At 63.1% G+C, this 12,313-nt stretch carries 13 protein-coding genes; 5 read left to right on the forward strand and 8 right to left on the reverse strand.

Features of this window, described 5'->3' with window-relative positions; all coding sequences use genetic code 11:
• Positions 1–20: 20 nt before the first annotated feature.
• From DWV00_RS14450 to DWV00_RS14460, 3 genes are all read right to left on the reverse strand, one after another.
• Positions 21–788, reverse strand: a complete 768-nt coding sequence (locus DWV00_RS14450; protein WP_115534252.1) for an ABC transporter ATP-binding protein — start codon at positions 786–788, stop codon at positions 21–23.
• Positions 788–1,564 carry an ABC transporter ATP-binding protein gene (locus tag DWV00_RS14455; protein ID WP_115534334.1) on the reverse strand — a complete coding sequence of 259 codons (777 nt, stop codon included), beginning with the start codon at positions 1,562–1,564 and terminating at the stop codon, positions 788–790. The genes DWV00_RS14450 and DWV00_RS14455 overlap by 1 nt, the downstream gene beginning before the upstream one ends.
• 295 nt (positions 1,565–1,859) lie before the next feature.
• Positions 1,860–3,560, reverse strand: coding sequence for a GMC family oxidoreductase (locus DWV00_RS14460; protein WP_115534253.1), 1,701 nt, complete (start codon positions 3,558–3,560; stop codon positions 1,860–1,862).
• A 160-nt stretch (positions 3,561–3,720) separates the two neighbouring features.
• On the opposite strand from DWV00_RS14460, the gene DWV00_RS14465 reads away from it, so the two are divergent.
• Together DWV00_RS14465 and DWV00_RS14470 are read left to right on the forward strand one after the other, a co-directional pair.
• The gene (locus DWV00_RS14465) at positions 3,721–4,617 is read left to right on the forward strand and encodes a LysR family transcriptional regulator (protein ID WP_115534254.1); all 897 of its coding nucleotides are present in this window, start codon (positions 3,721–3,723) and stop codon (positions 4,615–4,617) included.
• A gap of 229 nt (positions 4,618–4,846) precedes the next feature.
• On the forward strand, positions 4,847–5,380 hold the full coding sequence (locus tag DWV00_RS14470) for a class IV adenylate cyclase (RefSeq protein WP_115534255.1): 534 nt from the start codon (positions 4,847–4,849) through the stop codon (positions 5,378–5,380).
• Between the two features lie 55 nt (positions 5,381–5,435).
• Here the strand turns inward: DWV00_RS14470 and DWV00_RS14475 are convergent, their stop codons facing one another.
• Entirely contained in the window at positions 5,436–5,927 is a 492-nt protein-coding gene (locus DWV00_RS14475; RefSeq protein ID WP_115534256.1) for an Lrp/AsnC family transcriptional regulator, read from the reverse strand.
• 352 nt (positions 5,928–6,279) lie between these two features.
• On the opposite strand from DWV00_RS14475, the gene DWV00_RS14480 reads away from it, so the two are divergent.
• The gene (locus tag DWV00_RS14480) at positions 6,280–6,585 is read left to right on the forward strand and encodes a 4a-hydroxytetrahydrobiopterin dehydratase (RefSeq protein ID WP_115534335.1); all 306 of its coding nucleotides are present in this window, start codon (positions 6,280–6,282) and stop codon (positions 6,583–6,585) included.
• Positions 6,586–6,597: 12 nt separating this feature from the next.
• Here DWV00_RS14480 and DWV00_RS14485 read toward each other — a convergent pair whose 3' ends face one another.
• Positions 6,598–6,819, reverse strand: coding sequence for a DUF3717 domain-containing protein (locus DWV00_RS14485; RefSeq protein ID WP_115534257.1), 222 nt, complete (start codon positions 6,817–6,819; stop codon positions 6,598–6,600).
• A gap of 122 nt (positions 6,820–6,941) precedes the next feature.
• Between DWV00_RS14485 and DWV00_RS14490 the strand changes: the two genes are divergently transcribed.
• The gene (locus tag DWV00_RS14490) at positions 6,942–7,628 is read left to right on the forward strand and encodes a response regulator transcription factor (RefSeq protein WP_115534258.1); all 687 of its coding nucleotides are present in this window, start codon (positions 6,942–6,944) and stop codon (positions 7,626–7,628) included.
• A gap of 108 nt (positions 7,629–7,736) precedes the next feature.
• Positions 7,737–9,239 (forward strand): sensor histidine kinase, encoded by a 1,503-nt coding sequence (locus DWV00_RS14495; protein WP_115534259.1) that lies wholly within the window; start codon positions 7,737–7,739, stop codon positions 9,237–9,239.
• Here the strand turns inward: DWV00_RS14495 and DWV00_RS14500 are convergent.
• From DWV00_RS14500 to DWV00_RS14510, 3 genes are all read right to left on the reverse strand, one after another.
• On the reverse strand, positions 9,236–9,727 hold the full coding sequence (locus tag DWV00_RS14500; RefSeq protein ID WP_115534260.1) for an SET domain-containing protein: 492 nt from the start codon (positions 9,725–9,727) through the stop codon (positions 9,236–9,238). The genes DWV00_RS14495 and DWV00_RS14500 overlap by 4 nt on opposite strands.
• A gap of 258 nt (positions 9,728–9,985) precedes the next feature.
• On the reverse strand, positions 9,986–10,633 hold the full coding sequence (locus DWV00_RS14505) for a MarR family winged helix-turn-helix transcriptional regulator (protein ID WP_115534261.1): 648 nt from the start codon (positions 10,631–10,633) through the stop codon (positions 9,986–9,988).
• A 546-nt stretch (positions 10,634–11,179) separates the two neighbouring features.
• Positions 11,180–12,298, reverse strand: a complete 1,119-nt coding sequence (locus DWV00_RS14510; RefSeq protein ID WP_115534262.1) for a YbdK family carboxylate-amine ligase — start codon at positions 12,296–12,298, stop codon at positions 11,180–11,182.
• Positions 12,299–12,313: the final 15 nt, after the last annotated feature.

Consider the following 12,313-nt stretch of genomic DNA (forward strand, 5'->3'; position numbering starts at 1 on the left):
AAAACCATGGCGTCCGAGCGTCAGACGCCCAGCAGATCGTGCAGCACCGGCATCTTGCTTTCGAGTTCGCGCGCGACGAAATGCTCGACGATACGGCCGTGCTCCATCACATAGAAGCGATCGGCCAGCGGCGCCGCAAAACGGAAGTTCTGCTCGACCATCACGACCGTGTAGCCGCGCGACTTGAGCGCAAGGATCATGCGCGCGAGCGCCTGCACGATGACGGGTGCGAGGCCTTCGGAAATTTCGTCGAGCAGCAGCAGGTTCGCTCCCGTACGCAAGATGCGCGCGACGGCGAGCATTTGCTGCTCGCCGCCCGAGAGCCGCGTGCCCTGGCTCATGCGGCGCTCTTTCAAGTTCGGGAACATCTCGTAGATTTCGTCGAGCGACATCGCATAGCGGCTCTCGCCCACCATCGGCGGCAGCAGCAGATTCTCCTCGCACGACAAGCTCGAGAAGATCGCGCGCTCCTCGGGGCAGTAGCCGACGCCGCAGTGCGCAATCTTGTGCGTCGACATTAGGATCGTTTCTTTCTCGCCGATGCGCACCGAGCCCGTGCGCCGGCCCGTCAGGCCCATGATCGCGCGCATCGTCGTCGTGCGCCCCGCGCCGTTGCGGCCGAGCAAGGTCACGACCTCGCCGCGCGCGACCGTCAGATCGACGCCGTGCAGAATGTGCGATTCGCCGTACCACGCCTGCAGGCCCGAGATCGTCAATGCAGCCGGAGCGCCGGCCAGCGCCCCGCTCGTGTCGCTCACCGCGATGCTTTCCCGCTCCGTGTGATTCATCAGTGCGTCCCCGTCAACGCCGCGTCGGCGCTGCCCATATAGGCTTGCATCACGAGTGGATTCTTCGACACTTCGGCATAGCTGCCTTCCGCGAGCACTTCGCCGCGCTGCAGGACGGTGATCGTGTCGGAGATGCCCGCGATGACGTTCATGTTGTGCTCGACCATGAGGATCGTGCGGCCCGCCGATACCTTCTTGATCAGCGCGGTCACGCGGTCGACGTCTTCGTGACCCATGCCTTGCGTCGGCTCGTCGAGCAGCATGAGTTCGGGCTCCATCGCGAGTGTCGTCGCGATCTCGAGCGCACGCTTGCGTCCGTAGGAAAGCTCGACCGTGAGCGTATCGGCGAAATCGGCCAGGCCCACCTGATCGAGCAGTTCGCGCGCGCGATCGTCGAGACGATGCAGCGTGCGCTCGCTGCGCCAGAAGTGGTAGGCCGTGCCGAGCGCGCGCTGCAATCCGACGCGCACGTTCTGCAAGACGGTCAGATGCGGAAAGACCGCTGATATCTGGAACGAGCGGATGATGCCGCGCCGCGCGATCTGGGCCGGACGCTCGCGTGTGATATCAACGTTGTTGAAGACGATCTGCCCAGCACTGGGCTCGAGAAATTTCGTGAGCAAGTTGAAGCAGGTCGTCTTGCCCGCGCCGTTCGGGCCGATCAACGCGTGGATCGAGCCGCGGCGCACGCGCAGGTTCACGCCGTTCACGGCCGTGAAGCCCTTGAACTCTTTGGTCAGCCCGCGCGTTTCAAGAATCGTGTCGCCGAGAATCATGTCCCCTTCCATGCGAAGTCAGGCGAAGCACTGCATTGGCATGCGCTTGTCGAGCGCATCCGATTTCCCGAACGGTACGCCTCTCGGTAACGAGACGCCCATCGTTTATGGCATGGTGCATCAATGCGGAGAGGTCGGCCCCGCCCCATGCGGCATCGCGCATTGTCTCCCCAATGATGCAGCGCAATCATTGGGATTTGCACTAGTGCTTAATTGCGTCGGCAAGTAACTAGTGCACTCCTTTCGATATGTAAAACGCCGCTGCTAGCTTATCGGTACTTAGTACGGGCGAACGTCACACAGCGTTCACGGTAGGCGCCGTCCCCACCGCTTGCGTCGACGAAGCCCGTGCACGGCGATCGGCACGAATCATGTCGCTTGCGCGCTCCGCGATCATCAGCGTTGGCGAATTCGTATTGCCCGATGTGATCGTCGGCATCACCGAAGCGTCGACGACACGCAATCCCGTCACGCCGAAAACACGTAGCCGCGCATCGACCACGGCGCCAGGATCGTCGGCCGTACCCATGCGGCATGTTCCCACGGGATGGAAGATCGTGGTGCCGACGGCACCCGCCGCCTGCACGAGTTCTTCTTCGGTCTGGTACTGCGGCCCGGGCAGGATTTCCTCGGGCGCATAGCGCGCGAGCGCCGGCGTCTGCACGATGCGGCGCGTGAGCCGCAACGCATTGGCGGCGATATGGCGATCGTAGTCGGTCGACAGATAGTTAGGCGCGATGAAAGGCGCCGCGAGCGGATCGGGCGATTCGATATGAATGCTGCCGCGCGAGGTCGGCCGCAGATGGCAGGCCGATGCGGTGAACGCGTTGAAGCGATGCAGTGGCTCGCCGAAGCGATCGAGCGAGAGCGGCTGCACGTGATATTCGATATCGGGGCGTGTGATCGAGGCATCGTCCTGCGACGACTTCGCGAAGGCACCCAACTGCGAGGGCGACATCGACATCGGCCCGCTGCGCCACAATGCGTATTGCATGGCGATGAGCGCCTTGCCCCACCAATGCGCCGTCATGGTGTTGAGCGTGCGCACGCCGCGGACGCGATAGGCCATTCGCAGCTGAAGATGGTCTTGCAGATTTTCGCCGACCCCGCGCAAATCGTGCACGACTTCGATTCCGAACCGCTGCAGCCGGGCCCCATCGCCGACACCCGATAGCTCGAGCAATTGCGGCGAATTGACCGCGCCCGAAGCCAGCACGACTTCGCCCCGCGCACGCGCGAAGAATTCGCGCGAGCCCGAGCGATCGCCTCGGCGGTAGACCGCGCCCGTGCAGCGTTTTCCGTCGAATGTCAGCCGCCGCACTTGCGCGCCGGTCACGACGGTGAGGTTTGGACGTTCCAGCGCGGGACGCAGAAACGCCTTCGATGCATTCCAGCGGACGCCGCGCTTTTGATTGACCTCGAAGTAGCCGACGCCGCTGTTGTCGCCGCGATTGAAATCGTCGGTCGCCGGAATGCCCGCCTGCTGCGCGGCTTCTCGAAACGCCTCGAGCACCTGCCATTTGAGCCGCTGCCGTTCGACGCGCCATTGACCGCCCGCGCCATGCCAGGCATCGGCGCCGCCATGATGATCCTCGCTGCGCTTGAACACGGGCAGCACCGCGTCCCAAGACCACGACGAATCGCCCGTCGCACGGGCCCATTCGTCGTAGTCCTCGCGCTGGCCTCGCATGTAGATCATGCCGTTGATCGACGAACTGCCGCCGAGCACTCGCCCGCGCGGATAGGACAGCGAGCGCCCGTTCAGCCCGGCCTCCTCGCCCGTGCGATAGAGCCAATCGGTGCGCGGGTTGCCGATGCAGTAGAGATATCCGACGGGAACGTGAATCCAGCGGTAGTCGTCCTTGCCGCCCGCCTCGATCAGCAGGACGCTGACATCCGCGTCTTCGCTGAGCCGGTTCGCGAGCACGCAGCCCGCCGTGCCCGCGCCGACAATGACATAGTCGAATTCGCCTTCGAGAATCGTTTCGCTCATCATGTCGCGCACCGCCTCGCATCGATCGAGAATAATTAGGCAGGCCCATATGAAGACTGAAGACGCGCGGGCCCGGGTTCCCACCAAAGCCTAACCGCCCATGCGGCCCGAAATCCAATGAGTTCTCCTCAATTGCGATATAAGGCGCGCTAATATCACCGGCATGGACCTTACTTTGCTCCGGGCGTTCGTCACGGTGGCGCGCGTCGGCAACCTCACGCGCGCGGCCGCCCAGCTTCATCTGACGCAGCCGGCCGTCAGCCTGCAGATCAAGAACCTGCAGGAAACGCTCGGCATGGCGCTGTTCGTACGCGGCTCGCATGGGCTCGCGCTGACTCGCGACGGCCGGGCCCTGCTGCCGCACGCCGAGCGAGCGCTCGTCGCGGCGGGCGACGTCGAGCGCGCGGCGGCCGCATTGCGCCAGGAAGTCCGTGGGCGATTGCGCATCGGCACCATCCTCGATCCGCAGTTCCTGCGTCTAGGCGGATTCCTGAAGCAGCTTGTCGAGACCTACCCTCAGATCGAAACGGCTTTGCGCCATGGCATGTCCGGGTGGGTGGCGCAGCAGGTACGCGCCCAGGAACTCGATGTCGGCTACTACATCGGCCAGCCCGCCGACGACGGGATGCCGGACGGCCTCTTCCATGCAGCGACGCTCACGCGCTTTCAATACCGCGTGCTCGCGCCGGCCGGCTGGAAGGAGCGCGTCGGCCGTTCGCCCGATTGGCGCTCGCTCGCCGCGCTGCCGTGGATCTGGACCCCGCCCGCCTCCGCGCATAATCGTCTGCTGTCGCGGCTGTTCGCACAGGCCGGAGCCGATCCGGTGAAGGTAGCCGAAGTCGATCAAGAGATCTCGATGCTCGATCTCGTCAAGTCGGGCGTCGGACTTTCGCTCGCCCGCGATGCAATCGCCATCGCCGAGGCGCACACGCACGCGCTGACGATCGCCGAAGACGTGGTCGTGCCCACCGAGCTCACGTTCGTCGCACTGGCCGCGCGCATGGACGAACCCGCGATTGCCGCGGCGTTCAAACTGATCGAAGCGCAGTGGGCCATTTGATTTGATCGGGTGCATTGCGAACAAACGCGCGGCTTCGGTTTTTGTTAGATTCGTCCTTACGCGCCCGCTTCCACCCGGGCGCGTTTTTTCCCCGTTTGCGTTTTTCCGTTACCTCTTGCTGCACGCTGCTTGACGCGATCAATCCGCTCGTAGGGTCGGCCACGCTCGGCCGGTTGCCCTCCCCGCTGGCAGGCCGCCCCCTCATCACACGTTTCGACAGGAGCTCGACATGGCACGCAACATCGAAATCAAAGCGCGCGCCCGCGCATTCGACGATCTACGCGAGCGGGCAGCCGCGCTCTCGGACGACGCACCCCTCATCTTTCGGCAACAGGATTTCTTCTACGACGTGCCGCGCGGCCGCCTGAAGCTGCGCCAATTCGACGACGGCACGCCCGCCGAACTGATCTTCTATCAACGCGACGATCGCGACGGGCCGAAGGCGTCGTACTACACGCGCAGCCCGGTGACGAACCCCGATGCCATGCATGCGCTGCTGGCGACGGCGCTCACGACCCGCGGCATCGTCTCGAAGGAGCGCCATGTCTACCTCGCGGGGCGCACGCGCATCCATCTCGACCGCGTCGACGGGCTCGGTGATTTTGTCGAACTCGAGGTCGTCCTCGCCCCCGATGACGACGAAGACGCGGGCGAAGCCGAAGCGCATGCGGTGTTCTCGAAGCTCGGCGTTTCGCAAGCCGATCTCGTGGCCGTCGCTTATGTCGACCTGCTCAACGACAGCCTCGGAGGCCGCGCCGCCTGACGCCGTCAAGACGGCACAAACCGATTCGAGCGGATTCGAGCCCGCTCGACCAAGCTCACGCGGGCGCCGTTCCGGGCGAAAGATGATCGAGCGGCAGCGGCCCGTTGCGCTTGAACGTCGTGAGCACGATGTTCGAGCGCACGCTGTCGACGCCCGGCACCCGCATCAGCTTTTTCATGACGAACGAAGACAGCGCATTGAGATCGGGGGCGACGATGCGCAGCAGATAGTCGGCATCGCCCACCACCGCGTGACATTCGAGCACCTCGGGCAGGACGTCGATCTGCTGCTGAAATTGCTCGACGATCGAATCGCCGTGATGTTTGAGCTTCAGGCTCGTGAAGGCCGTCACGCCGAGCCCGAGTTTCTCGGGCCGCAGCACGACCCGGTAGCCGTCGATGATTCCGATCGACTCGAGCCGCTGCAGGCGCCGGCCGATTTGCGAGGGAGACAGCGGCACCCGCTCGCCGAGCTGCTGGTGCGTCGCCCGCCCGAAACGCTGCAGCACCTCGAGCAAGGCCAAATCGAAGTGGTCGAGCTCTAACATGAAAATTTCCCGCACAAAAATATAAATCTATGCGTAATTATCGCATATCCATATAAAACAACACGCAATTCTCGCCCTCTCCCCGCATCACACGCAATAGACTTGCGTTACCGCTGGACCGATACGATCATCACGCGCGGAAGCGGCGATGGGTGGGCCAGGGAGGGCGATGTCCAAAGATGAGGGCGTGGGTGCCGAACGGCCCGGCCGCCCGCCCAAGCGTCGTTGTCCCAGTTGTGAAAAAATGGCCAAACCGACGCAAGGCATGGGTCGCACGCGCACCCTTGCGCGCGCCGGATCGAACGGATCGGGTCGATCCCCCGCCCAGGGCTCAATGAAAGGAGATGATGCAATGATCCACAAGCTGACTTCGGAAGAGCGCGCGACGCAGCTTTCGCAGTTGAGCGGCTGGCAAGCCGTTGCGGGCCGCGATGCGATCCATCGTCAATTCAAGTTCGCCGATTTCAACGAGGCTTTCGGCTTCATGACGCGCGTGGCCATCAAGGCCCAGGAGATGAACCATCACCCCGAGTGGTTCAACGTCTATCACACGGTGGACATCACGCTGACCACCCACGATGCCCAGGGCGTGACCGAGCGCGACATCGAACTCGCGCATTTCATCGAAGACGCGGCGAAGAGCATGCGCGCGGCCTAAACGGCTGCAACCCTAGCCGCGCAAGGCTCGCACGTATGCTTCCCATGCATCGCGCGCGCCTCGTTCGAGCCCGTCTGACGATAGAGTCGCCTGACGCTGTACAATCATCAGCGCATACGGCTTGGAGAGTGCGCTAGCCTCCTTACACAAGCTCAGCTCATCGCCGCTCGAAGGCGAGCGAGCGCGCCAGAAGTTGATCGCGGCTTCAAGTTCGTTGATCGTGATCTCGGACATGTTCGTGACCGTTGGGGCGCCCGCCGAAGCTTTTCTTGCGGCGGCACGCTTTTGCCGTGTGGCGAAGGCATCGCCGGTCGGCGTGCTAGAAATGCGTAATTCATTGTACTTGAGCGAATTCCATGCGACTCCTTCTGATCGAAGACGACCGCCCAATCGCGCGCGGCATCCAAAGCAGCCTCGAACAAGCCGGCTTCACCGTCGACATGGTTCATGACGGCATCTTTGCTGAACAGGCCCTCACGCAAAACCGTCACGAACTCGTCATTTTGGATCTGGGCCTGCCAGGCATCGACGGCATGACGCTGCTCTCGCGCTTCCGGCAGTCGAACCGTCACACGCCGGTGATCGTGCTCACGGCGCGCGACGAACTGAACGATCGCGTGCAGGGGCTCAACGCCGGCGCGGACGACTACATGCTCAAGCCGTTCGAGCCCGCCGAACTCGAAGCGCGCATTCGCGCCGTGATGCGCCGCAGCGGCCCGCATAGCGACATTCCGCGCCCGGAAGTGTCGCTCGGGGGCGTGCGCCTGTCCGGTGTCGATCGCCGCATCTTCAACGACGACAAACCGCTCGAGCTGTCGCCGCGCGAGTTCGCGGTGCTCGAAATGCTGCTGCTGCGCCACGGCCGCGTCGTCAGCAAAGCGCAATTGCAGGACCATCTGACCCACTTCGGCGGCGATCTCGGCGATACGGCCATCGAAGTGTACGTGCACCGGGTCCGCAAAAAGCTCGAAAACTGCCGCGTAGAAATCGTCACGGTGCGAGGCTTCGGGTATCTGCTGCAGGAAATTCGCCAAGCGTCGTAATCCGTGGCGGGTGCGGGCCGCCGGCGTGCGCCGGCCGGGCCCGTGCCTCACTGCGCCCCACGCGGGCGCGGCGGTCCCTTCCCTTTCCCGTCCGAGACGTTCATCGCCATGCAGCACGTCGCCGCGACCAGCTTACGCCGCTCGCTTCTGCGACGGCTCGCCGGGCCGCTGTCTCTCCTCGCTCTGATGAGCGGCCTCGTCGCTTATTGGCTCGCCTGGCAATACACGCAGCACGTCGTCGACCGTTCGCTGTCCGACTTGGCCACCGCGATTTCGAAGCAGATCCAAATCGCCGGGCCTGACGTGCGTTCGACAGTGCCGCCGCTCGCCAAGGCGATGTTCTCCGATCCGAACGACCAGCTGATCTACCGCATCAGCGACGGCGTGCACGAGATCGCGGGAGAAAGCCAACTGCCGCTGTTCGGCACGCGTGTGCGCGAACGGCGCGAGGCGAACGTATTCGAGGCGCAGTTCGAGGGGATGCACGTGCGTGTCGCGCAGGTACGCGTGCTGCAAGCCGTCGGCAATCCGATCATCGTCGAAGTCGCGCAGCCGTTGCGGCATCGCTATCGGATCGCGGCCGAGTTTCTCGTCGCCATCATGATGCCGTTGCTGATCCTGCTGCTGGCGGGCTGGGGCATCGTCTGGCGCGTCGTCAATCAGCAGCTGAACCCGTTGACCGTCCTGGCCGATTCCTTGAACCGGCAGACGCACATGTCGCTCGAGCCAGTGGACGAAACGTTCGTGCCCATGGAGATCAAGCCGCTGACGAGCGCGATGAACGCGTTGCTCGTGCGGCTGAAGTCGGCCCTCGACGCCCAGCGCAAATTCATCGCCGACGCGGCTCATCAACTGCGCACGCCGCTCACCGCCGTGAAGCTGCACGCCGAGCAAGCGGCGAACGCTCGCGACGCGAACCAGACGCTCGTCGCCGTCCGCGAGCTGCGAGCCGCGGCCGATCGCGCCGTGCGGCTTTCGAATCAGTTGCTGTCGCTGGCCCGGGCCGAGCCGGGCGCCCAAACCGCGCGCTTCGCGGAACTCGATATCGCCGCGCTCGCGTTCGAGACGGGTGCCGAATGGGTGCCGCGCGCACTCGTCGCGCACGTCGATCTCGGTTTTCAGCGCTTGGACGGGCCTTCGAACGACAAGCCGCTCGTCGTGCGCGGCAACCCCGTCCTGCTGCGCGAGGTCATCGCAAATCTGCTCGACAACGCGCTCAAGTACCTGCCGTCGGCAAGGCCGCACGGAGCAAACGTGACCGTGACCGTATCCGAGACGACCGACGAAAACGGCGCACGCTTTGCGGACATTGCCGTCGAAGACAACGGCTCGGGCGTGCCGCCCGCCTTGCAAGCCGATTTGTTCAAACGATTCTTCCGCGGCGACCGTCAAGACGCGGCCGATCCGGGCATCGAGTCCGGCGCGGGTCTCGGTCTCGCGATCGTGCACGACATCATGAACCTGCACGGCGGCAGCGTGCGCTATGAAGATGCGGCCGGCGGCGGCGCTCGATTCGTGTTGCGCGTGCCGCTGGCAACTGCCGCGCCAGGCGGCCTGGATGCGGGGCAGATACTGTCCATCCCCGCGCGTATGCCGCTAGGCGGGCATTAAGCCTTACCGTTCTTCTTTTTGCTCTGCTTGGGCGCCTTGGACTCCTTCGGCGCGAGCATCGTGCCGCGGCATTTGCGGGCGCCGCACCGGCACGCGTATTCGTCCTTGAGCTTTTTCGTCTGGCGGGCGTCGATCACGAGGCCGTAGTCGTAAAACAGCTCTTCCTCGGCGCCGATATCGCGCAGCGCTTGAATGAACACGTGGCCGTCGACCTCTTCCGCTTCGCAATTGGGCGCGCACGAATGGTTGATCCACCGGGCGCTGTTGCCGTCGACTTTTCCGTCGATCACGCGGCCGTCCTCGAGGGCGAAGTAGAACGTGTGATTCGGTTCCTTGGGATTGTGCGGATGCCGCCGCAACGCTTCCTTCCACGAGATGCGCTCACCCTTGTATTCCACTAGACGCTCGCCCGCCTTCAACGGCACGGCAGCAAATACGCCCTTGCCATGCACGCCGGACTGGCGCACGACCAACTTGCGTGAACTCATCGATAAATCCTCAGAAAAGCCTTGGTGCCGCCGGCGAGCGGCATTGCGTTTTCGATCGCGGGATGGAAACGCGGCGCCCATTGGGCGCCGCAAGAGGCAATGACGTGGTCAACGTCGCAAAGCGCCAATCGTACACGCGGAGGGCCGCTTCGTTCAACGTCTCGTTCGCATGAACTAGCAGCGGGCGCTCGAGACGATCGCAGCGGATATCGGGATGAGCGAGCGTTTCGCGATTCGTCGATTCGCCCGCCGCGCCGATTAGGCGGCGCTTTGGGCGAAGATCTTCCAGACCTTCTTTTGCGTCAGCGAGTCGGCTTCTTCATGGACCGGGCAATCGAGCCGCAACTCGGCGTCGCCGATCGCCAGATTCAGGGCCGAGCAACGATGAGCCGATTTTTTCGGCGTCTTGCTGACTTCGAAATGCTTGCACGTGACGCACATGCGATGCGCGGGGATGTCGCCTTGCACTTCGAGCTGGCGAATCATCTTGATCATCGTGCGATAGAAGATCGCTTGCTCCTCGTTGCGCAACGTGCCGATCGCTTCGGTCAGAAAATCGGGCCACTGCTGCGCGCGCTTGGCAGCCGTACGGCCGCGCGACGTGAGCTTGACGGCCAGTGCGCGGCCGTCTTCCGTCGTACGCCGCTTCTCGATCAACCCTTTCGCTTCGAGCGTGCTGACGGCGTCGCTCGTCGTGGCCGCCGTGAGAGCCGTCTCGCGAGCGATCTCGCCGAGCCGCAACGGATTCTTGCGCTGCATCAGCAACACGAGGATCTCGCCCTGCGTGGGGGTGAGCCCCGCGCTTTCAGCCCACTCCCACGCTTGGCTGCGCATCGCCGTGCTCAAGCGTAGCAAGCTATGGGTCACGCGCCCGGTCGCCAGCTCTCCGTATACACCTTCGCTCATAGTCTTCGTTCGCTATTTCGCCAATTGACAGCATGCCTCTGCTGATTCGGTTGCCCGCGCCTTGCCTCGCTGCGCCCCGGCAGCCCCGTGGGACGGCTCGCTTTCTCGTCGAGCGTGCCGATTTTACTATTTCAGAAGCGCTCCGGCCGCCCGAGTTCAATTCGATCGTCGCGGCGCCGGCGGCTTCGGGCCGACACCAACGCACCTCTTTTGCACCGATGTTACGGCATCGAGGTGACTTTCGGCCCGACAGACGCGCCATTTTAAGCGACGAGGAAAAATAGTACAGCTAAGTTATTCAGGGGCCGCTGTGGACAAGTCGTGTATAACGCGTCGAGCCGATTGTGGGGCATTTCTGAATAACATCAGATCGATTTGAAACGCGACTTGAGTTGTTCAGGGCTCATGTCAGTTCCGCACGCGCGAACCATGCGGTTATCGTTTACGCAGGTGTTTGAGGCATCGAAGAAAATTCGAGTTTTCCACAGACGCCCCCACCCTTTGTTAACTACTACTACGTATGTATACGTTGTTAACTTAGAAAACCTAAACCCCACGCCATCGCAGGCACTGCTGACGAACCGCTTCGTGCAGCGACTTCTCTTTTGCGACGACACCGCGCAGCCAGGCAGCATCGTTGACTTGCGCTTGCGCGATGTTGCCGATTTCCCGTAATGCCGCCGAAGACTGCAGCGCGTCGGCATGTGGCTCGATCACGCGCAGGGTTTCGAGGATGTCCTCGAATATCGGGCGGCGCTCGCCCGTCTGCGGATTGATGCAAGTGCCGCCGAGTCCGAAACGGCAAGCCTCGAACCGGTTGAACGTATAGACGAGGTAGTCGTCTTCCTTGGGCACGAACGGCCGATCGATGAGCAGGTGCCGCGCAAGCGTCTGGATATAGCAAGCAATGGCTGCGGCCCGGTCCACCGATAGCGGCGTATCCATCACGCGTACTTCGATCGTGCCGAAGCCGGGCTTCGGTCGAATATCCCAGTAGAAATCTTTCATGCTGTTGACGACACCGGTGGCGACCATCTTCGAAAAATATTCCTCGAAGCCTGACCAGGTCAGCACGAACGGCGCGCGCCCCGACAGCGGAAACGCGAACACGGAATTGAGCCGCGCCGAATGGAAGCCGGTGTCCACGCCCTGCACATAAGGCGACGATGCCGACAGTGCGATGAAATGCGGAATGAATCGCGACATCGCATGCAGCAGGAACAGTGCGCTATCGGGATCGGGACAGCCGATGTGCACGTGCTGGCCGAAGACGGTGAACTGCTTGGCCAGATAGCCGTAAAGTTCGGACAGGTACTGAAAGCGCGGCGCATCGAAGATCTGCCGCTCGCTCCATTGCTGGAACGCATGCGTGCCGCCGCCGGCCAGGCCGACGTTCAGATGATCGGCCGCGGACACGAGCGTATCGCGCAGCGCGCGCAGCTGGGAGAGCGCCTCCTCGTGCGAATTGCAGATGCCCGTCGACAGCTCGATCATGCTCTCGGTGATTTCGGGCGTGATGTTGCCCGTGATCTTCTGATCCTTGACGAGCCGCATGAGATCGGATGCGGCTTTCGTCAGATCGTAGTCGTGCGTGTTGACGACCTGGATCTCGAGCTCGACGCCGAACGTGAACGGCTTGGAATTGATGAACGGTTCAAGTGCCATGATGTTTTCCTTCGG

It is taken from the genome of Trinickia dinghuensis (assembly GCF_003367175.1).
GTDB lineage: Bacteria > Pseudomonadota > Gammaproteobacteria > Burkholderiales > Burkholderiaceae > Trinickia > Trinickia dinghuensis.